This window comes from Kitasatospora nipponensis (genome assembly GCF_039528135.1).
Classification (GTDB): Bacteria; Actinomycetota; Actinomycetes; order Streptomycetales; family Streptomycetaceae; genus Kitasatospora; species Kitasatospora nipponensis.
Window position 1 is genome coordinate 50591 of sequence record NZ_BAAALF010000002.1, and the last position, 20237, is coordinate 70827.

The following is a 20237-nucleotide window of genomic DNA, read 5'->3' on the forward strand; positions in this document are numbered from 1 at the left end:
GACGGCTGCACGGTGACGTGCGCGGCGGGGTCCGGGGCGTGTGACCGGGCGGCTCAGACGATCGGGCGGCCGCTCGCGGTGGTGGCCGGGACCTCCTCGTTCACGTCCCAGTGCTCGACGATCAGGCCGCCCTCCAGGCGGAAGACGTCGACCACCGCCAGCCCCCGCTCCCCCGGCGCCGGGACGACGTGCGCGTGGACGAAGACCAGGTCACCCTCGGCGGCGATCCGGCGCGGCTCGAAGCGCAGCTGCGGGAACGTCGTGCGGACCGCCTCGACCAGACCGGTCAGCGCGGCCAGGCCGTCGGGCAGCCTGGGGTTGTGCTGGATCAGGTCGGCGGCGACGTACCGCTCGGCGAGCTCGGTGCGGCCCTGGTTCCAGACCGTCTCGAGGTACCCGCGCACCAGGTCGGCGGTGCCGGTCGTTCCGGTGACGGTGGTGCTGGTCACAGTGCTTCTCCCAGGGGTGCGGTGAGGATCGGGGCAGGGCGCCGCAGCGAGGCGGCGTGGGTCGGTGCGGCCGCGGCGAGCGGCAGCAGGGCGAGCGCCGGGAGGGCCGGGCCCCGAGCAGCGGCAGGAACAGGCCCGCCGTGAGGGCCGGCGCGGCGGGTAACGCGGAGCGACCCGAGCGCATCGGGATCCTCCTTCAGATACGGTCCGTTGCGTATCGCTATTTCAATACGAGACGGACCGTATGTCAACCCGTATGCTGGGCCCCATGACCGGACGCCCCCGAGACCCCGCCGTCGACGAAGCCATCCTGCGCGCGGCCCTGCAGCTCACCCAGGAGCACGGCTACCGCGGCCTCAGCATGGAGGGCATCGCCGCGCTCAGCGGGGTCTCCAAGCAGACCGTCTACCGGCGCTACCGCAGCAAGGGCGAGGTGGTGCTCGACGCGCTGGCCGCCTACGCCGTCGCCCAGCTGCCCACCCCCGACACCGGCAGCCTGCGCGGCGACCTGACCGAGCTGCTGACCGCCACCTTCCGCGCGGTGCAGGGCGTGGCCGGCACGCTGAACCGCGCGCTGGCCGCCGAGGCGCTGCAGGACGACGCGTTCGCCGCCCGGCTCTGGGCGGAGCTGATCACCGGGCGCCGCGAGGCGGCCGCGGAGCTGCTGGCCCGCGGCCGGGAGCGGGGCGAGGTCCGCCACCTCGACGACGAGTTCCTGCTGGACCTGATCTACGCGCCGCTCTGGTATCGGCTGCTCTTCGGGGTGGCCGCGCTCACCGATGACTACGCGCGGGAGCTGGCCGAGACGGTCTGCCGCGCCGCGGCCTGACGCCGGGCCCGCCCGCCGCCGGGGCTCAGCCGCGCAGGGTGTGCAGCACCGCCTGGGCCATGCCCTGCTGGCCCGCGGCGTTGGGGTGCAGCGGGGCGCGCCCGGGTGCGGGGAACGGCGGCTCGACCCAGCGCTCGGCCTCCCCCGCGCACATGTCGTGCCCGGCGGAGGGCGTGTAGGTGTCCACGAAGCCCACCCCGGCCGCCGTGGCGCGCGCCCGCAGCACCCCGTTGAGCTGCTGCTCCTTCTCCGCCAGGAAGGCCAGGTCACCGGCCGGCACGGCCTTGCCGAGCACCGCCGTGCACGGCGCCGGATCCGCCGGCAGCAGGGCGGGGTAGCCGACCACGTACACCCGGGCCTGCGGGGCGCGCCGGTGGACCTCCGCCAGGACGGCCGCCAGCCGGTCGCCGACCGTGTTCAGCAGCGTGGTCAGCTGGTCGGTGCCGCCGGAGGTGTAGAAGGCCCGGCAGGGCGAGGCGTCGGCCTGCCGGGGGTCGAGCGCGGCGATCAGCGCCTGCGCCACCCCCTCCTCCGCGCAGCGGGCCATCACCTTGGTGAAGTTCGCGTCGTTGCCGCCGATCCCCAGCGTGACCAGCCGGGTGCCCGGGGTCAGCCGGTCCAGCTGCGCGGGGTTGGCGCCGCCGTCCACCCGCTGGGCCGCCGTCAGGTCGGCGGTGGTCGCGCCGGCGCAGCTCACGTCGGTGAAGTCGCCGCCGGTCAGCTTCAGGTCCTTGGCGACCAGCGAGGGGTAGTTGACCGCGGAGCGGCCGCAGCCGTCGGGACCGCCGGCCGACGGCTGGAGCTGCAGGCCGGCGGTGTAGGAGTCGCCGATGGCCACGTACGGGCCGGTGGGCGCCGGGGTCGGGGTGGCGAAGGGGCGGGCGGTGGGGCGCACCGGCCCCGCCCCGGTGGGCGACGCGGCGGAGCAGCCCGCCGCAGCGAGCAGGGCGACGAGCAGGCAGGCGGACTGGACCCGACCGATCACGGTCTCTCCCGGGTTCGAGCACGACGACAGGACGGCCCGTCCCCCGGGCACTTCGATGGTGCAACGAACGGGCCGGCGCGATGACTCCCGAAAGCGACGACTCCCGGCGACGACTCCCGGAAGGACCCCCGGAAGGACGCCCGCCGCGGCGTTACTCGGCGTCGCGCTCGTGCTCGGCGAGGAACTGCTCGAACTGCCGCCCGAGCTCGTCCGCCGAGGGCAGCTCGGCCGACTCGGCCAGCAGGCTGTCGCGACCCTCCGCCCCCGCGACGGCGTCGTACTGCCCCTCCATGCCGCGGATCGCCGAGCTCAGCTCGCCGTCGCCCTGGGCCAGCTGCTCCTCGATGTCGGCGTAGACCTCGCCGACCCGCTCGCGCAGCTCGTGCCCCGGCAGCACCAGTCCGGTGGCGGACTGCACGGCCTCCAGGATCACCACGGCCGCCGCCGGGTACGCCGAGCGCGCCACGTAGTGCGGCACGTGCACCGCGAAACCCAGCACGTCGTGGCCGGCCTGGCCCAGGCGGTACTCCACCAGGGCCTGAGCGCTGCCGGGCACCTGCGCCTGCTCGAACCACTGCGGGTACCCGGTGGCCAGGTCCAGCCGGTTGCCGTGCGGGGTCAGGCCCACCGGGCGGGTGTGCGGCACGCCCATCGGGATGCCGTGGAAGTCCAGCGCCAGGCGCACGCCCAGCTCCTCGACCAGCACGCCGATCGCCGCCGCGAAGGCCTCCCACTCGGTGTCCGGCTCCGGGCCGGTGAGCACCAGGAACGGCGTGCCGGTGGCGTCCTGGACCAGCTGCAGCAGGATCTCCGGCGGGTCGTAGGAGGTCCAGCTCTCGCGGTCGAAGGTCATCGCGGGACGACGGGCACGGTAGTCCACCAGCCGGTCGTGGTCGAACCGGGCCACCACCACGGGGCTGCCCTGCTCCAGGAGGTGGGCCATCACCTGGCCGCCGGCCTCGCCCGCGTCCATGAAACCGTCGAAGTGGTACAGCAGCACCAGCCCGCCGCGGTCGTCGTCACCGCCGGCCGAGGTCAGTTCGGCGTTCGCAGCCGTGGCCGCGGCCACACCCTGCGGCTCGAGCTCGTACAACCCCTGGGGATCACGCACCGCGCACCCAACCCGTTTCTCGTCGTCGGTCCTACCTGTCCGGTCCTACCACCAGCGTGCCGCGCGGCGCAGGCATTCCCGGCCGCCGACCCGCCCGTGGATCATCTCACCCCATCGCCTGCGCCAAACCCGCACTTTCGGGCATCATCGCAGGTCAGAGTGGTCACTGCCCGCCACAGAAGCGGTCGGCGGCGGCCCGGCGGCGAATGGCGGCGCCCGGCCCGCACCCGGTTGGCGCGCCGCGAAGTGACGCACGGGGCCAAGGCAGGTATCGTCCTCTCGCTGCCTCGCATCATCGCGTCGTCGCCACGTCGTCCGTAACGCCGTGGGCCACGGTCCCGATCCCATGTACGGTCAGCCACAACGACTCTCACCTTGCCTTCACCTGGCCGCCTGCTTCCCTTCGCGCTCTCATTCCCCTTACGGCCATCTCGCGGACGCACACTGTCCCCTCGCACTTCCCCCGCCGGACCGGTCCATGCGAACCGTGCCCGCTCCGGCACCGCGCTGCCCGCCTCGGGCCGCCCCTCCCGCTGTACGGCCGATGCTCCGGCGTACCCGGGTGAGGGCCGGACTGCACCCCGGGGCGGGGCGATCTGCCCTCCCCGACCGCCCGCATCCCAGGCGCAAGGGACCCTCCGAAGCCGAAGGACCGAAGGTTCCGTGCCAGCACCTGTCACCCTCACCGGCCGCACCGTTCGGCTGGAGCCCCTCACCGAACAGCACACCGAGGCCCTGGCCGCGGCCGCCGCCGAGGATCGCACGTCGTACGCCTTCACCGCCGTCCCCCAGGGCCCGGAGGGCGCTCGCGACTTCATCGCCGCCGCCCAGGCCGACCAGGCGGCCGGCCGCTCGCTGGTCTTCGCCACCGTGCGGGCCTCGGACGGCCTGGTGGTCGGCTCCACCCGGTTCCTGGAGCTGGACTACTGGCAGGGCCCGGTGGTCTGGCCGCCGCTGCCGCAGGGTCCGGCCGGCGACCCGGCCACCGCCACCCCGGACGCCGCCGAGATCGGCCGCACCTGGCTCTCCGCGCACGCCCAGGGCACCGGGATCAACACCGAGGCGAAGCTGCTCATGCTCCGGCACGCCTTCGAGACCTGGGGCGTCCAGCGGATCTCGCTGCGCGCCGACGCCCGCAACCTGCGCTCGCGCGCGGCGATCGAGCGGCTCGGCGCCACGCCCGAGGGCGTCCGGCGGGCGCACAGCCGCGGGCTGGACGGGGTGGTGCGCGGGACGGCCTTCTACTCGATCCTCGCGGAGGAGTGGCCGGCCGTGCGCGACATCATCGAGCTGCGGATCGCCGCGGCCGCCGCGCCCAGCGCACCGGAGCGCCGGCTGCCGCACGGCGTGGGCCGCGAGCTCGACCAGGAGTGCGTCAGACACGCCAGCCTGATCCACGCCTGAGCCACGCCCGAGCCGCGTCCGGGCGGCGCGGCCCGAGCCGTGCCGCCGTCGGCTGCGGTCTGACGAATGGTCAACCCCGGTGGGCGTTAGCCACCTGCGAGGGATCTTTCGCATACCTACGGTCCGGCGGGGCACCCCCTCTCCATGAACGCCCTCGACACCCTCCGGCTGCTCGGCGCCGACCAGCAGCACATCGTCACCCGAGCGCAGCTGATCCAGCACGGCGTCCCCTCCGGGACCATCGCCCACCGGCTGCGCCCCGGCGGCCCGTGGCAGCGGGTGCTGCCCCGGGTGATCTGCCTGCAGAGCGGCCGGCTCACCCCGCACCAGCGGCTGCGGGCCGCGCTCAGCTACGCCTCCCCCAAGGGTGAGCACCCGCACCCGGGCTCGGTGCTGCTCACCGGGCTCGCGGTACTGGCCGACGCCGGGCTCGCCAGCGCCGGGCACCCGGCGGACGTCGAACTGGTCGACGTCCTGATCCCGCCGGGCCGGCGGGTGGCCAGCCGGGACTTCGTCCGGGTGCACCGCGCCTCGACCACCGCCAAGGGCATGCCGGCCGGCTTCGAGCGGGTCGACGGGCTGTGGAGCGTCGGCGTGGCCCGGGCGCTGGCCGACCTCGCGCCGCACCTGACCGGCGGCCGGCGCTTTCGCGCGCTCTGCGCCGAGGCGGTGCAGGGGCGGCACTGCGAGCGGGCCGACCTGCTCGGCAAGCTGCTCGGCGGGCCGAGCGCGACCGCGGCGCTGCCGCACGTGCAGCAGGTCACCGACGAGCTGACCTGCGGCACCTACTCGATCGCCGAGAGCGAGGCGCGCGAGCTGCTGCGGCACGGCGGGCTGCCCGAACCCCTGTGGAACCCGGTGCTGCTGTTGGACGGTCACTTCCTGGCGGTGCCCGACGCGTTCTGGCCGGACAGCTGCGTGGCCCTGGAGGTCGACTCGCGGGCCTGGCACCTGCGCCCGGCCGACTACGAGCGCAGCCTCACCCGCGGCAACCGGCTGCAGGCCGCCCGGCTGCCGGTGGTCCGCGCCACCCCGCACCAGCTGCGCACCGACGCCGCCGGTGTGCTGCGCGAACTGCGCACGCTGCTCGCCACCGGCCCGCACGGTCCCTACCAGCGGATCACCTGGACCCGGGCCCGCTGAGCGGGCGGGCGGTCGCCGGGCGCCGGGCGGCGTCAGCAGCGGGTGTCGATGCTCTGGAAGCTGCTGTAGTGGTCGTCGGTCCAGTACTCCTCGTTCGGCGCGCCGGTGACGACCCGTCGGGTGCCGCGGTCGCCCGAGCCCGGGGTGACCACGGTGTACTCGTGGTAGTAGCCGGTGCGCTGCTTGGGCAGCCGGCCCTCGCGGTTCTCGAAGACGATGCCGTCGGTGCGGTAGGGGTACGGCCCACCCTTGGCGATCAGCGCCAGCGTGTCGCGGGCCTGGCTCGGCAGTCCGCTCTGGCAGACCCCGCCGGCGGAGGCGGACGCACCGGCCGGGGCCGGGGCCGAGGAGGCGGACGCCCGGGGCGGCGCGGTGGCTCCGGCGGGCCCGGAGGCGGCGGGCGAGCCGCCGCGGCGCGGTGCGGCGGGCTGGTGGTGACCCATCGCGTACACGCCGGCCGCCACCACGGCGCAGAGCAGCAGGGCGGCGACGGCGAACAGGCGAAAGCGGCTGGTCATGGGCTCCAGCTTGCCGGTCGACGGTGGCCGGGTGATCGGCGGGGTGCCCGTCATCACTCGGACGGCGCAGCGACGCGCCGCTCGGAAGACGCCGCCGGGGCGGGAGCGGACGCCATTGTCCACTCCCGCCCCGGCTGCTGTACGTCCTCGGTTCTCCTGCGCCGAGCGCCGAGGACGCCCCTCCCCGTTGGAGGGCATGCGGTCAGCGAGAGTCGCTGCCCGCAGTCTCGAGGGCCGCGCGCCCGGCCTCCAGGCGCGCCACCGGGATCCGGAAGGGGGAGCAGGACACGTAGTCCAGCCCCGCCTCGTGGAAGAAGTGCACCGAGTCCGGGTCGCCGCCGTGCTCGCCGCACACGCCGAGCTTCAGGTCCGGGCGGGTGGCCCGGCCCTCCCGCACCGCGTGCTTGACCAGCGCGCCGACACCGTCGCGGTCGATCGTCTCGAAGGGCGAGACCCCGAAGATGCCCTTCTCCAGGTAGGCCGTGAAGAAGCTCGCCTCCACGTCGTCCCGGGAGAAGCCCCACACCGTCTGGGTGAGGTCGTTGGTCCCGAAGGAGAAGAACTCGGCGGCCTCGGCGATCTGACCGGCCGTGACGGCGGCACGCGGGAGTTCGATCATCGTACCGAGCTTGATGTCCAGCGTGACGCCGGTCGAAACCGCCACCTCGGCCAGGACCCGCTCGCACTCGTCGCGGACGATCTCCAGCTCCTGGACGGTGCCGACGAGCGGGATCATCACCTCGGGGCGGGGGTCGCCGCCGGCCAGCCGCCGCTCGGCGGCCGCCTCGGCGATGGCCCGCACCTGCATCCCGAACAGGCCCGGGATGACCAGGCCCAGGCGCACGCCGCGCAGGCCCAGCATCGGGTTCTGCTCGTGCAGCTTGTGCACCGCCTGGAGCAGGCGCAGGTCGTTCTCGTTCGGGTCCTTGCGGGCCTCGGCGAGGGCGACGCGCACCGAGAGCTCGGTGATGTCGGGCAGGAACTCGTGCAGCGGCGGGTCGAGCAGCCGGACCGTGACGGGCAGTCCGTCCATCGACTGGAAGAGCTCGATGAAGTCGCCCTTCTGCAGCGGCAGCAGGGTGGAGAGCGCCTGCTCGCGGTCCTTGTCGTTGTCCGCCAGGATCAGGTGCTCGACCTCCTTGCGGCGCTCCTCGCCGAGGAACATGTGCTCGGTGCGGCACAGGCCGATGCCCTGGGCGCCGTAGCGGCGGGCGCGGCCGGCGTCGTCGGCGTTGTCGGCGTTGGCCCGCACCGCGAGCCGGCGGCGCACGTCGGCGTGCGCCATCAGGCGGTGCACGGCCTGCACCAGACCGCCCTGGACGTCGGCGCCGGCGTGCAGGGTGCCCTCGAAGTACTCGACCACCGGGGAGGGCAGCACCGGTACCTCACCGAGGTACACCTTGCCGCTCGCGCCGTCGATGGAGACCACGTCGCCCTCCTCGACCACCTGCCCGTCGGCGGTGGTGAAGCGGCGGCGCTTGGTGTCGACCTCGAGCTCCTCGGCGCCGCAGACACAGGTCTTGCCCATGCCGCGGGCCACCACGGCCGCGTGCGAGGTCTTGCCGCCGCGCGAGGTCAGGATGCCCTCGGCGGCGATCATGCCGTCCAGGTCGTCCGGGTTGGTCTCCCGGCGCACCAGGATGACCTTCTCGCCGGAGCGCGACCACTTGACGGCGGTGTAGGAGTCGAAGACCACCTTGCCGATCGCCGCGCCGGGCGAGGCGGCCAGGCCCCAGGCGACCGGCTTGGAGCTCGCGTCGGGGGCGAAGCGCGGGAACATCAGCTGGGAGAGCTGGCCGCCGGTCACCCGGTGCAGCGCCTCGTCCAGGTCGATCAGACCCTGGTCGACCAGCTGGACGGCGATCCGGAACGCGGCGGCGGCGGTGCGCTTGCCGATCCGGGTCTGCAGCATCCAGAGCTTGCCGCGCTCGATGGTGAACTCGATGTCGCACAGGTCGCGGTAGTGCAGCTCGAGCTTGGTCATGATGGCCATCAGCTCGTCGTACGACTTCTTGTCGAGCTGCTCGAGCTCGCTCAGCTGCAGGGTGTTGCGGATGCCGGCGACGACGTCCTCACCCTGCGCGTTGGAGAGGTAGTCGCCGTAGACGCCGGGCGCACCGGTGGAGGGGTCGCGGGTGAAGGCGACACCGGTGCCGGAGTCCTCGCCGAGGTTGCCGAAGACCATGGAGCAGACGTTGACCGCGGTGCCCAGGTCGTTCGGGATCCGCTCCTGGCGGCGGTAGAGCCGCGCCCGGTCGCCGTTCCAGGAGTGGAAGACCGCGTGCACGGCGAGGTCCATCTGCTCGCGCGGGTCCTGCGGGAAGGCCCGGCCGGTCTCGCGCTGCACGATGGCCTTGAAGGTCTCCACCAGGGTGCGCAGGTCGGCCGCGTCCAGGTCGAGGTCGTTGACGGTGCCCTTGGCGTGCTTCGCCTCGTCCAGCGCGTCCTCGAAGAGCTCGCCGTCCACGCCCAGCACGGTCTTGCCGAACATCTGGACCAGCCGGCGGTAGGAGTCCCAGGCGAAGCGCTCGTTGCCGGACTGCGCCGCCAGGCCGTTCACCGAGACGTCGGACAGGCCGATGTTCAGGACGGTGTCCATCATGCCGGGCATGGAGAACTTGGCGCCGGAGCGCACCGAGACCAGCAGCGGGTCGTCGGCCTGGCCGAGCTTCTTGCCCATCTGCTGCTCGAGCGCCGCGAGGTGCTCGCTGACCTCGTTGTGCAGCGATTCGGGCTCGGCGCCGGTCTCCAGGAAGACCTTGCACGCCTCGGTGGTGAGGGTGAACCCCGGAGGGACGGGGAGCCCCAGGTTGGTCATCTCGGCGAGGTTCGCGCCCTTGCCGCCGAGAAGGTCCTTGAGGTCCTTGTTTCCTTCGGTGAAGGAGTAAACAAACTTCTGCGTCGCCGCCACGGGTCGGTCTCCTCGCACGGGGTTGCCTGACGCCGGAGAACATACCCATTTCAAAGGCGGTTTTGCGCCCTCGATAGGCCGTCCGATCCCGAGAGCGAGTCGCGACCCGCGAGATCAAAAGCTTGTGAAGGCGTTCACCTCTGGTGCCGAAATCGTCCGGCTGACGCTAGCGATCGTTCAAGTATTGAATGCACGGATACACGAAGATCACAGAGACCCGACAGAGGGTAGCGGCGGATGGCCGCCGTGTTGCCCCGGCTTGATTTCCTGCAGCCAGCGGACCGGATCCACCATGCTGCCCGTTCGGGAAGCGATTTGGACACCATGGCGATTTCGGAGCCCCTGACTTACCGTCAGTCGCACTCCGGTGTGGCCAGAGTCACGGACATGACTCGCTCATCGTACGTATGAGAACTCGTCATTCCGTGACACAACGCGCCTACTTCCCTACGTGTGGTGATCGGAATCTGCCAAGAAGGAGCCCTCTTGGCCAGGTTGTCCAAGAGGGCTGGGCCAGGCCGTCGGGGAACGGCCCCAGGCCGTTTTCGACCTTTCGTAGTACTCAGCCGCCAGAGGTGTCCAATTCGGCCTCTACGCTCGGAATCGCGCAGTCATACGGATCGTCCAACCAGCCTTCCGGCAGGACCACCCGCCCGTTGCCGCTGGTGCGGCCCCGCGGGCCGTCCGCGCTCGCCGGCCAGAGCTGCTCCTGGCCGACCTGGGCCAGCAGCGAGGCCAGCTCGGCGAGCGAGCCGGCCATCGCGAGCCCGACCCGCAGTTCGGAGCCGACCGAGAAGCCCTTGGTGTACCAGGCGACGTGCTTGCGGAAGTCCACCACGCCGCGGTGCTCGTCCCCCATCCACAGGCCCAGCAGCTCGGCGTGCCGCAGCATGGCGCGCCCCACGTCCGCGAAGCTCGGGCGGACCGCCTCGTGCGCTCCCTCGAAGGCGGCGACCAGGTCCTTGAAGAGCCACGGCCGGCCCAGGCAGCCGCGGCCCACCACCACGCCGTCGCAGCCGGTCTCGCGCATCATCCGCAGCGCGTCGCCGGCCGACCAGATGTCGCCGTTGCCGAGCACCGGGACGTGCGCCGGGACCGCCTCGCGCAGCCGGGCGATCGCCGACCAGTCGGCGGTGCCGCCGTAGTGCTGGGCGGCAGTGCGTCCGTGCAGGGCGATGGCCGAGACCCCCTCCTCCGCACCGATCCGGCCGGCGTCCAGGAAGGTCAGGTGGTCGTCGTCGATGCCCTTGCGCATCTTCATGGTGACCGGCAGGTCCCCCGCGCCGGCGACCGCCTCGCGCAGCAGCTCGCGCAGCAGGTTGCGCTTGTACGGCAGCGCCGAGCCGCCGCCCTTGCGGGTCACCTTGGGCACCGGGCAGCCGAAGTTCAGGTCGATGTGGTCGGCCAGGCCCTCCTGCGCGATCATCCGGGCCGCCTTGCCGACGGTCGCCGGGTCCACGCCGTAGAGCTGGATCGAGCGGGGCTTCTCGCTGGGGTCGAAGTGGATCAGCTGCATGGTCTTGGCGTTGCGCTCGACCAGCGCCCGGGTGGTGATCATCTCGCTGACGAACAGGCCCTTGCCGCCGGACTGCTCGCGGCACAGGGTGCGGAACGGCGCGTTGGTGATCCCCGCCATCGGCGCGAGCACCACCGGCGGCCAGACCTCCATCGGGCCGATCGTCAGCGGCGCGAACTCACCGGCCGCGGGGGCGGCGGCGTCGACGACGGCGGGGGCACCGGCGGGGGTGGCCTCGGGAACGGGCGTGATGGTCATGCGCGACGAATCCTCAGCAGGAGCGGACGGGACTCTCCATTGTCCCCTACCGCCCGCGCGCACCCACCGGGCCCGCCCGGCGGCCCCGGGTCAGCCGTTGCCGCCCGGGGCCAGGAAGCCCGCGGTGAGGTAGCCGGAGCCCGCCGTCATCGTGATCGCGTGCGGCGACCGCGGGTCCATCAGCGCCGGGTCGATGTCCGAGCTGCCCGAGCCCAGCGTCGACAGCACCCGGTAGTGGCTGTTCGGCGGCACCGCGACCCGCGCCTCGCCCGAGGTGGTGCTGAGGGTGACCTCGTCCGGCGTGGCGGCGAACTCCAGGTCCAGCGAGCCGGAGGTGGCCGCCGCCTGCACGACGGTGGCGCCGAGGTAGCGGCCGACGAGCTGCCCGCTGGTCAGGTGGGCGGCGATCCGTCCGGAGTCGTTGTCGAGGGCGATCCGGCCCGAGGTGCCGCGCAGGCTCAGGTTCCCGGTCAGGTCGCTGATGGCGGCCTGGCCCGAGGTGGTCCTGAGCGTGACGGCCGTGGCGCTGGGCACCCGCAGCTCCAGGGTGGCCGAGCAGCCCGGGGCGGCGATCCCCATGACCCGCGGGCAGTGGGCCGAGATCCGCAGCGTGTGGCCCACCACCGTCTGCTGCACCTGCGGGCGGTTCAGCAGCCAGACGCTCTGCTCCACGACGGTCAGCTCACCGGCCTGGTTGCCCCGCACGCTGGCCGAGGCGTCCTGGAGGTCCAGCTCCACGCTGGTGACCGAGGCCGGGTAGCGGGTGGGGGCGCTGCGGCTCTCCTGCTCGCCGAGCAGGAACCAGGCCTGCCCGCCGCCCAGCAGCGCGACGATCGCCAGGACCGCCACGGCCAGCGACCGCCAGCGCCGGGCCTCGGCCGTGTCCAGGCCGACCGTCCTCTCCTGTGCCGTGCTGCCGGCCATCGCCGCTACCCCTCCCCCAGGAAGCGCAGCACGGCCAGCACCCGGCGGTGGGTGGCGTCCGCGGCCGGCAGTTCCAGCTTGGTGAAGATGCTGTTGATGTGCTTGGCCACCGCACTGTCGCTGACCACCAGCGACTCGGCGATCGCGGCGTTGGAGCGCCCCTCCGCCATCAGGCCCAGCACGTCCCGCTCGCGCGGGGTGAGCCGCTCCAGCGGATCGCGGTGCCGGCGCACCAGGAGCTGGGCGACCACCTCGGGGTCCAGCGCGGTGCCGCCGGCCGCCACCCGCTGCAGCGCCTCGACGAAGTCGTCCACGTTGGCCACCCGCTCCTTGAGCAGGTAGCCGACCCCGCTGGTGTTGGTGGAGAGCAGGTCCGCCGCGTAGCGCTCCTCCACGTACTGCGACAGCAGCAGGACGGCCACCTGCGGCCACTGGCGGCGGATCATCAGCGCCGCCCGGACGCCCTCGTCGGTGAAGCCCGGCGGCATCCGCACGTCCACCACGACGACCTGCGGCAGGTGCTCCTCGACCGCGACCAGCAGCGCCTCGGCGTCGCCGACCGCGGCGGCCACCTCGTAGCCGACCGCCTCCAGGACCTTGACCAGTCCGACCCGCAGCAGGACCGAGTCCTCGGCGATCACAGCTCGCACGGCAACTCCACAGTGATGGTGGTGGGACCCCCGAGGGGGCTGCTGATGGCGAGGGTCCCGTCCACCGAGGCCGCGCGCTTGCGCAGCCCGTGCAGGCCGGTCCCCCGGGACGGGTCGGCGCCGCCGACCCCGTCGTCGACGAGCACGATGCGCAGCCGGGCGGCGACCTGGCGCACCGAGAGGGTCACCTTCGAGGCCCGGGCGTGCTTGGCCACGTTGGCCAGCGCCTCGGAGACCACGAAGTAGGCGACCGCCTCGACGGTGGGCGCCACCCGGTCCGGCAGGCTGACGTCCAGGCGCACCGGCAGCGGGGCGCGGGCGGCGATCCCGGAGAGCGCGGCGTCCAGCCCGCGGTCCTCCAGCACCACCGGGTGCAGGCCGCGGACCAGGTCGCGCAGCTCCACGATGGCCGCCTGCGCCTCCTCGTGGGCCTCGACGATCACCCGCATCGCCTCCGGGGAGACGTCCTTGAGGGTCTTGCGGGCCAGGCCCAGGTTCATCGCCAGCGAGACCAGCCGCTGCTGCGCGCCGTCGTGCAGGTCGCGCTCGATGCGGCGGCGCTCGGCGTCGGCGGCGTCCACCACGCCGGCCCGGCTCTCGGCCAGGTCCTCCACCCGGCGCGCCAGCTCGTGCGCCCGGTTGGGCCCCAGCAGCGCGCGGGCCGCCCGGCGCTCGAGGCGGGCCAGGCCGCCGAGCAGCCACGGCGTCAGGAAGAGCAGGAGGACACCGACGACGGTCAGCAGCACGTCCGCGGCCATCCAGGGCCCGCTGCGCACCCGGCTGCCGAGCGGCATCAGCCAGGCCCAGCCGAGCACGGTGGTCAGCGTCAGTGCGCCGCCCCAGACCAGCAGCGCCAGCAGGCCGCAGCAGGCCAACATCGGGGACGCCACCAGGTGGTAGCCGAACTGCCGCCAGGTCGACTCGGTCCGCAGCCAGGCGCCCAGCCGGCGCGGACCGCGCACCTGCGCGGGGGCCACCGGTGGGCGCTCGGGTATCTCCAGGCCGCCCAGCGCCCGCAGCCGGCTGCGCTGAAGCGCCGTCAGCCACTCGACCAGCACCAACAGCAGCGCCACGAAGGGACCGTAGAGATTGCTGCCGGCGGCGGCCAGCAGCAGGAGCAGCGGCAGCGCGAACGGGATCCCCGCGGCCACCAGCAGCGCCTCGCGCACGGCCGACGGGCGGCGCGGCGCGTGGTGGGCGCCGTCGGCGTCGGCGGGCGCGGATCCGTCCTCGTGGTCGTCCCGGGTCAGCCAGGCGACGCTCTGGTGCGCCGCCCCGCGCCGGAGCCCCTCGCGCACTCGGCGCAGCCTGCTGGTGGTGATCACGTCCGTCAGCTTAGGGCGGCGCCCGGCCGGGGTCGGTGGCGAGGGCTGCCGGAACGGGGTGTAGCTAGCTACACCCCCAAGACGGAAGCAGGCGCCAGCGACTTCGCGGGCCGCAACCGGGAGGCTGGACGCATCAACAGGGCCGCGGCGTACGGACGACGGTACGGGGCAGCCGGATCACGCAACAGACCGACGGGGTGGCAGCGATGACGGTAGTGAGGATGGCGGCTTCGGTCCGGCCGGACCCGATCGGACGGGCCCGGATCCGGCCGGCCGAGGTGCGGCCGGCGGAGGTCCGGCCGGCGGAGGTCTGGCCGGAGCGGGCCGCCCGCACCGGCCGCCCGACCCTGGAGGTCTTCGAGCACGGCGAGCTGGTGGACGTCCTGGTCGCCAGCACGCTGAACGGCGAGCTGCTGCGCGGCGCCCGGCGGGCCGTCAGCGACGGGCGGACGGCCGGGTTCGCCTGGGGCCGGGTCGCCGCCGACGGCACGCCGCCCTCGGTCGCGTTCGCCGGGGCCCGGCTGCGGCCGCTCTGGCGCCCGGTCCGACTGCGGCTGGTCGAGGGCGGGTTCTGGCTGGCCTGGGCGCCGGGGCCGCTGGTCGGCGTGCTGGCCAGGCGGCCGGACGGCGGCGCGGAGCGGTTGCGGCCGGGCCACCGGCACTGAGCGGCACCGGCGGAACCGGCGGCACTGGCAGCACCGGCAGCACCGGCCACACCGCCGCAGGCATCTGATCGACCACGGGACGGGGGACCCACCATGAGCACCACGATCGCCATCAGCACCACTGACCGGGCCGGCAGGGCCGCGACCGCCGACAGCCGGACCGTCGCGCTGGTCCTGGGCGCGGCTGGCCTCGCGCTGCTGCCGTGGATCGTCGTGCTGGCCGCCGCCGGACCGGAGGCCACCGGGTGGGCCGTGCTGGACGCGCTGGAGGCCGTCTGCCTGCTGGGCACCGCCGGGCTGCTGCTGACCGGTCGGCCGCTGCACCGGGCGTTCGCCGCGCTGGCGGCGCTGCTACTGGCGGGCGACGCCCTGGTGGACCTGCGCACCGCACCCGCCGGCAGCGCGCTGCTGGTCGCCCTGGCGATGGCGCTGCTCGCCGAGCTCCCGCTGGCCGCGCTCTGCGGCGCGCTCGCACTGCGCCGTGGCCGGGGCGCGGCGCGGTCCGTGACCGGGCGCGGCGCCCGCGCCGAGCTCGCGCTGGCGGCCTGAAACCGTAGGGTCGAGGTGCGGCTCAGCACCCGGCGTACCGGACTCGGAAACTCTCGGAAAGACATCCGGCCGGCGGTGTCGGATCGGGGCGCAGCCGTTCGTCGTCCAGGTGAGAGGCCGCCCGCCAGGGGCGTTCCCCAAGCGCAGGAGATGGTGCGAGATGCAGTATCTGGTTTCCGTGATCGCCGGCCCGAGCGACATCGCCACTGCGGAGGAGCAGGCGGCGATCGACGTGTTCAACGACCGGCTCCAGGCCGAGGGCCACTGGGTCTTCGCCGGCGGCCTCGGCGGCCCCGACACGGCCACGGTGATCGACAACCGCGACGCGCAGGCGCTGTTCACCGACGGACCCTTCCTGGAGTCGAAGGAGTACCTCATCGGCTTCTGGATCATCGAGGCCCCCGATCTGGACGTGGCGCTCGAGCTGGCGTCCGAGGGGTCGAAGGCCTGCAACCGCAAGATCGAGGTGCGGCCGTTCCTGTGAGCACCACCGACGCCAGGGCGGCGATCACGCGGGCCCACCAGGAGGAGTGGGCCCGCGTGATCGCCGCCCTGACCCGGCGCTTCGGTGACCTCGACGTCGCCGAGGAGGCCGCGGCCGAGGCGTTCGCGACCGCCGTCGAGCGGTGGCCGGCCGACGGCGTACCGCCCAACCCCGGCGGCTGGCTGACCACCACCGCCCACCGCAAGGCCATCGACCGGATCCGGCGCGAGCACAGGCGCGGCGACAAGCAGCGGGAGGCCCGGCTCTTGTACGACAACGACGACGACCTGACCGAGCCGCTCGGCGCCGTCGACGACGAGCGGCTCCGGCTGATCTTCACCTGCTGCCACCCGGCGCTGGCGCTGGAGACCCGGGTGGCGCTGACGCTGCGCATGGTCGGCGGTCTGACCGTGGCCGAGATCGCCCGGGCCTTCCTGGTGCAGGAGACCGCCATGGGCCGGCGGATCACCCGTGCGAAGGCCAAGATCAAGGCGGCCCGCATCCCCTACCGGCTGCCCTCCGCGCAGGACCTCCCGGCCCGCGTGTCCGGCGTGCTGGCCGTCCTCTACCTCGTCTTCAACGAGGGCTACCTGGCGACCGGCCCCGACACCGACCCGGTCCGCCACGAGCTGACCGCCGAGGCGATCCGGCTCACCCGGCTGATCCGCGCCCTGCTGCCGACCGACGGGGAGGTGGCCGGGCTGCTGGCGCTGATGCTCCTCATCGAGGCCCGCCGCACTGCCCGGGTCTCGCCGGGCGGCGAGCTGATCGCCCTCGACGAGCAGGACCGGGACGCCTGGGACGCGGCGCTGATCGCCGAGGGCCACCGGCTGGTCCGCGAGCGCCTGGCCACCGGTGAGGCGCCGGGCCGCTACCAGCTCCTCGCGGCGGTCAACGCCGTGCACACCTCCGCCCGCGACGTGCGCGACACCGACTGGTCGCAGGTCGTCGCCCTCTACGACCGGCTCGCCCGCCTCGACCCCTCACCGATCGTCGCGCTCAACCGGGCCATCGCGCTCGCCGAACTCGACGGCTCCGAGGTGGCGCTGGCGACCGTCGACCGTCTCGACGACAGGCTGGCGGGCTACCACGCCTACCACGCGACGCGCGCCGACCTGCTGCGCCGGCTGGGCCGCGCTCCGCAGGCGCGCGCGGCCTACGACCGGGCCATCGCGCTGGCGGGCAACACCGCGGAGATCGCGCACCTGACCCGCCGCCGCGACCAGTTGGGGCAGCACCACTAGGGTCGGAGGTTGCGACCGAACTCCGGGGGGATCGTCATGGACTGGGGCACACTGGCCGGCACCGCGCTCGGCGGCCTGCTCGGCGTCAGCTCGACGCTGCTGGTCGACCGCTACCGCTGGCGCCGGGACCGGGACCTGCGCACCGAGAACCTGCGCCGGCAGGTCTACGGCGAGTACCTGCTGGCGCTCTCCCGCACCCGGAACCAACTGCGCGACATCGCCCACGAGATGACCCTGGCCCCGGCCGAACGGGCCCAGCAGGTACGGGAGGCGGTCCGCGACGGCGGGGCGTTCGAGCAGCGGCACCAACTGCGCCTGGCCGCCCCGCACCACGTCCTGGACCTCGCCGAACGGACCCACCTCGCCCTGCGCACCCTGCGGGACTGCGTGGCCGGCGGCCACACCGCCGCCGACCAGCGGTACCAGGACGACCTCACCGCCTACGCCGCCGCCTCCCGCGCCATGCGCGACGCGATGCGGCACGACCTGGGCGTGGACGACGGCCCCGCCCCGGCCTACGGCCTGGCGCTGCCGGAGGGTGCGGAGTAGCCGGCTCCGGTGGAGTAGCCGGCTCCGGCCTCCGAACCCGGGCGGACGTCCCTCAGGGGCGGTAGGCGCTGACGGCCTGCCACTGCGGGTCGAGCCGAACGTCGATGCGGACCCTGCCGTCCGGCCAGCCGTGCCGCCACCCTCGGATCCGTTCGGCGACTCCGCCCGTCGCGTCGGCGTAGCAGTGGAAGGTGCGGACGCCGTCGGCACTGATCACGGCCGGCACCTCGGCTTCGTCCCCGACCAGTTCGAGCAGAGTGTCCTCGAACGCCCGCAGCCGCTCGCCCGCCGGGCCCGGATTGAGCCCCGCGGGCGTGGTGGCGCGGTAGGGGACTGCGATCGCGATGTGCTGGTCGAACAGCGGCCGGTCCACCGGGGACAGCCGGGTCTGAACGATCCCCATCACCGGCCGGCCATCGGGGCGGACACCGTTCACCAGGGCGTGGGCGTGCGGGTGGCGCTCGTCCAACTCGGCTACTGCCGCAGGAAGTTCAGCGAGCGTGAGCCCCTCGACGGCGGGCTCGGGCGAGGCCGTGAGCCCGCCGATCCAGCGCTCGGTGTCCTCCTCCCCCAGCGCCAGCACCAGCAGCAGGTGGGCGACCGCCGTCCGCTCTTCGGCCGCGAGCGCGGCGAACACCCGGTGGTGCACGGTGGCCTCGACCCTCGGTCCGTCCTCCCACTCGCGCAGGCTGACCGTCACCTCGGACAGGCCGACCCGCTGCCCGGCGATGTCCAGCGTCGCCCCGGACCCCACCACCGGGTCGGGCTGGCGCGCGGCGAAGTACGACCAGGCGGAGTCCTCACGCGGTGCCGCCAGCAACCAACGCGCCGCCGTCGAGCGCGACTCGGGCGCACCCGCCGCCGTCACGACGAGCCGGTACCCGTCACCGGCCCGACCGACCTCCCACTCCAACCCGGGATGCATCCGCTGGACGGCCGACGACAGGGCCTGCCCGTACCGCCCGTCATCCCCGGCCGACAGTGCCGCCGCCACCTCGGCCCGGGCGCTCTGCCACCACACCCAGAAAGCGACGATCGCGTCCGCGGTGGCCACCGGCGCGGGGCTCTTCTTCCAGAACATGCGCCCGATCATGGCAGCCGGGTCCGTCGGGCGGGCGGGCAGGTCCTCCGCAGGTCAGCGGGTGGGGCATCCTGGTGCGATGGATGATGTCGAGGCGAGGTGGCAGTCGTGGCTGTCCGGGCTCACTGCGTCGAGGCGAGTGGCAGCGCAGGGCCTCCGGACCCGGTTCGAGGCCCTCGGCGCGCCTGACGCACCGGGCCGGGCGAGGTCCGAGACCGATGAGGACCAGCCGCAGCTGGCCCGCTTCATGCTGCTCCGCTCCTTGTGGCCTGGCGCGATCGACGGTTGGGCCGACCCGGGAGCCCTGGAGCAGGTGGCGGCAGCCCGGCGCCTGCTGGAGGCGGGGGCGGACCGGGACGACCTGGCGCTCCTGGCCCGGGCCGTCGCCTACGAAGCCGTCTTCGCCGTGGTGGACGAGCTCGACTGCGGCGGGGACGTGAACGTGTCCGGCGTCGATGTCGGCTGGACGGTCATGGAATCCGGCGCCGACGGGACTCCCACCGGTCGCCGCCTCTCGGCCCTTCACGAGGACCTGCTGACGACGGATCCGAGTGGACGCGACGGTGCGGACCTCTGGCGCTAGGCCCTCCGGCCAGGCCGGGCGGTCGCGCCGTCCCGGCGGTCACGGCCACTGACACGGAGACCGTGAACCGCCCCGACGACGGGAAATCAGGGTCCCGAGACGCAGAACTCGTTGCCCTCCGGGTCCTGGAGGGTGACCCAGGTCAGGCCGGGGACGGAGTTCTCCCCCACGACCGTGGCCCCCAGGCCCACCAGCCGCTCGACCTCGGCGACCCGGTCGTCGGCCACGAAGTCCACGTGCATCCGGTTCTTGCCCTGCCGGGGCTCGGGCACCCGCTGGAACCCCAGGGCGACCGGCTGGGCGCCGAGCATGACGAACTCCTCGAAGTCCTCGACGCTCTCCACCCCCAGCGCCGTCGCCCACCAGGCGGCGAGCTTGCGCGGGTCCGGACAGTCCACGGTGATCATCTTCGCAGTGAGGCTCATGCCCGGACTCTACGCACCGGGTCCGACAGACCGCCTCTCCGCCGCCGCCCCTCGGGCAACCGGCGACCGGTCATGACGGGCGCGCGAGGTACGCCGTCTTGGCGTCGGGCGAGAAGCCGCACGCGCGGTAGAACGCGTGGGTGGCGGGCGTCCGGGAGCCCGTCTGCAGCATGGCCTTGTAGCAACCCGCGTCCCAGGCGGCCTGGAGGGTGGCGGCCATGATCCGCCGGCCCAGACCGGTTCCCCGCAGGGTCTGCTCGACGACGACGTTCTCGATGACCGCGTACGGCGACGCCGACCGGGTGAGGTTCGGGATCAGGTTGAGGTACGTCGTGGCGACGACCGCCCCGTCGGCCTCGAGGACGAACAGGTGCAGCCCGGGTGCGTCCAGGATCCGCGCGAACGCCCGTGCGTCGGAGCCGTCCCGCAGCACCGGGTCCCCGGGGTGCAGTTGACGGTAGAGACGCATGACGGATTCGAAGTCGCCGGGGCCGGCCTCGCGGAACAGAGTCATGGCCGCAGGCTAGCGCCCCGGCCGGGGCGGCTGATCCTCCTGTCCGATCCGTGACGTACCGGCTCCCGATGACCGGCCAACTACCCTCCCCTGGAAGGGGATACGCCGATAGGGTCGGGG

The 20237-nt window shown here is 73.7% G+C and carries 21 protein-coding genes; 9 read left to right on the forward strand and 12 right to left on the reverse strand.

Translation table 11 applies throughout. From position 1 onward, the window contains the following. Nucleotides 1-53: 53 nt before the first annotated feature. On the reverse strand, nt 54-449 hold the full coding sequence (locus ABD323_RS00980; RefSeq protein ID WP_344437836.1) for a nuclear transport factor 2 family protein: 396 nt from the start codon (nt 447-449) through the stop codon (nt 54-56). 268 nt (nt 450-717) lie between these two features. On the opposite strand from ABD323_RS00980, the gene ABD323_RS00985 reads away from it, so the two are divergent. Then, the gene (locus ABD323_RS00985; protein ID WP_344437838.1) at nt 718-1278 is read left to right on the forward strand and encodes a TetR/AcrR family transcriptional regulator; all 561 of its coding nucleotides are present in this window, start codon (nt 718-720) and stop codon (nt 1276-1278) included. A gap of 25 nt (nt 1279-1303) precedes the next feature. Here ABD323_RS00985 and ABD323_RS00990 read toward each other — a convergent pair whose 3' ends face one another. Then, nucleotides 1304-2263 (reverse strand): SGNH/GDSL hydrolase family protein, encoded by a 960-nt coding sequence (locus ABD323_RS00990; RefSeq protein ID WP_344437840.1) that lies wholly within the window; start codon nt 2261-2263, stop codon nt 1304-1306. Between the two features lie 151 nt (nt 2264-2414). Beyond that, nucleotides 2415-3374: a PAC2 family protein gene (locus ABD323_RS00995; RefSeq protein WP_344437842.1), complete on the reverse strand. Its 960-nt coding sequence runs from the start codon at nt 3372-3374 to the stop codon at nt 2415-2417. A 663-nt stretch (nt 3375-4037) separates the two neighbouring features. Here ABD323_RS00995 and ABD323_RS01000 point away from each other — a divergent pair. Both ABD323_RS01000 and ABD323_RS01005 read left to right on the forward strand, forming a co-directional pair. Further along, nucleotides 4038-4778 (forward strand): GNAT family N-acetyltransferase, encoded by a 741-nt coding sequence (locus tag ABD323_RS01000; protein ID WP_344437844.1) that lies wholly within the window; start codon nt 4038-4040, stop codon nt 4776-4778. A 144-nt stretch (nt 4779-4922) separates the two neighbouring features. Continuing rightward, nucleotides 4923-5921 carry a hypothetical protein gene (locus ABD323_RS01005; RefSeq protein ID WP_344437846.1) on the forward strand — a complete coding sequence of 333 codons (999 nt, stop codon included), beginning with the start codon at nt 4923-4925 and terminating at the stop codon, nt 5919-5921. 32 nt (nt 5922-5953) lie between these two features. Here the strand turns inward: ABD323_RS01005 and ABD323_RS01010 are convergent, their stop codons facing one another. The 6 genes from ABD323_RS01010 to ABD323_RS01035 all read right to left on the reverse strand — a co-directional run bounded on the left by ABD323_RS01010 (nt 5954) and on the right by ABD323_RS01035 (nt 14023). After that, nucleotides 5954-6364: a ribonuclease domain-containing protein gene (locus ABD323_RS01010; protein ID WP_425555822.1), complete on the reverse strand. Its 411-nt coding sequence runs from the start codon at nt 6362-6364 to the stop codon at nt 5954-5956. Between the two features lie 277 nt (nt 6365-6641). Then, nucleotides 6642-9350: a pyruvate, phosphate dikinase gene (gene ppdK, locus ABD323_RS01015; RefSeq protein WP_344437851.1), complete on the reverse strand. Its 2709-nt coding sequence runs from the start codon at nt 9348-9350 to the stop codon at nt 6642-6644. 562 nt (nt 9351-9912) lie between these two features. Continuing rightward, nucleotides 9913-11019, reverse strand: coding sequence for a tRNA dihydrouridine synthase DusB (dusB, locus tag ABD323_RS01020; protein WP_344438035.1), 1107 nt, complete (start codon nt 11017-11019; stop codon nt 9913-9915). Nucleotides 11020-11214: 195 nt separating this feature from the next. Next, nucleotides 11215-12048 carry a DUF4097 family beta strand repeat-containing protein gene (locus ABD323_RS01025; protein WP_344437854.1) on the reverse strand — a complete coding sequence of 278 codons (834 nt, stop codon included), beginning with the start codon at nt 12046-12048 and terminating at the stop codon, nt 11215-11217. Between the two features lie 5 nt (nt 12049-12053). Continuing rightward, nucleotides 12054-12698 carry a response regulator gene (locus ABD323_RS01030; protein WP_344437856.1) on the reverse strand — a complete coding sequence of 215 codons (645 nt, stop codon included), beginning with the start codon at nt 12696-12698 and terminating at the stop codon, nt 12054-12056. Continuing rightward, complete coding sequence (locus ABD323_RS01035) at nt 12686-14023, reverse strand: sensor histidine kinase (RefSeq protein WP_344437858.1); 1338 nt, start codon at nt 14021-14023, stop codon at nt 12686-12688. The genes ABD323_RS01030 and ABD323_RS01035 overlap by 13 nt, the downstream gene beginning before the upstream one ends. 221 nt (nt 14024-14244) lie before the next feature. On the opposite strand from ABD323_RS01035, the gene ABD323_RS01040 reads away from it, so the two are divergent. The 5 genes from ABD323_RS01040 (at nt 14245) to ABD323_RS01060 (ending at nt 17514) form a co-directional block, all read left to right on the forward strand. After that, nucleotides 14245-14688 carry a hypothetical protein gene (locus ABD323_RS01040; protein ID WP_344437860.1) on the forward strand — a complete coding sequence of 148 codons (444 nt, stop codon included), beginning with the start codon at nt 14245-14247 and terminating at the stop codon, nt 14686-14688. 93 nt (nt 14689-14781) lie between these two features. Further along, nucleotides 14782-15237 carry a hypothetical protein gene (locus ABD323_RS01045; RefSeq protein WP_344437862.1) on the forward strand — a complete coding sequence of 152 codons (456 nt, stop codon included), beginning with the start codon at nt 14782-14784 and terminating at the stop codon, nt 15235-15237. Nucleotides 15238-15397: 160 nt separating this feature from the next. After that, the gene (locus tag ABD323_RS01050) at nt 15398-15721 is read left to right on the forward strand and encodes a YciI family protein (RefSeq protein WP_344437865.1); all 324 of its coding nucleotides are present in this window, start codon (nt 15398-15400) and stop codon (nt 15719-15721) included. Then, entirely contained in the window at nt 15718-16965 is a 1248-nt protein-coding gene (locus ABD323_RS01055) for an RNA polymerase sigma factor (RefSeq protein ID WP_344437867.1), read from the forward strand. The genes ABD323_RS01050 and ABD323_RS01055 overlap by 4 nt, the downstream gene beginning before the upstream one ends. A 36-nt stretch (nt 16966-17001) precedes the next feature. Beyond that, nucleotides 17002-17514 (forward strand): hypothetical protein, encoded by a 513-nt coding sequence (locus ABD323_RS01060; protein WP_344437869.1) that lies wholly within the window; start codon nt 17002-17004, stop codon nt 17512-17514. Nucleotides 17515-17566: 52 nt separating this feature from the next. On the opposite strand, the gene ABD323_RS01065 is transcribed toward ABD323_RS01060, so the two are convergent. After that, entirely contained in the window at nt 17567-18595 is a 1029-nt protein-coding gene (locus ABD323_RS01065; protein WP_344437871.1) for a DUF695 domain-containing protein, read from the reverse strand. A 247-nt stretch (nt 18596-18842) separates the two neighbouring features. On the opposite strand from ABD323_RS01065, the gene ABD323_RS01070 reads away from it, so the two are divergent. Then, a complete protein-coding gene (locus tag ABD323_RS01070) occupies nt 18843-19178 on the forward strand; it encodes a hypothetical protein (RefSeq protein WP_344437873.1) in 336 nt (111 codons plus the stop codon). An 86-nt stretch (nt 19179-19264) separates the two neighbouring features. Here ABD323_RS01070 and ABD323_RS01075 read toward each other — a convergent pair whose 3' ends face one another. Both ABD323_RS01075 and ABD323_RS01080 read right to left on the reverse strand, forming a co-directional pair. Beyond that, on the reverse strand, nt 19265-19603 hold the full coding sequence (locus ABD323_RS01075; RefSeq protein WP_344437875.1) for a VOC family protein: 339 nt from the start codon (nt 19601-19603) through the stop codon (nt 19265-19267). Between the two features lie 70 nt (nt 19604-19673). Then, the gene (locus ABD323_RS01080) at nt 19674-20117 is read right to left on the reverse strand and encodes a GNAT family N-acetyltransferase (protein WP_344437877.1); all 444 of its coding nucleotides are present in this window, start codon (nt 20115-20117) and stop codon (nt 19674-19676) included. Nucleotides 20118-20237: the final 120 nt, after the last annotated feature.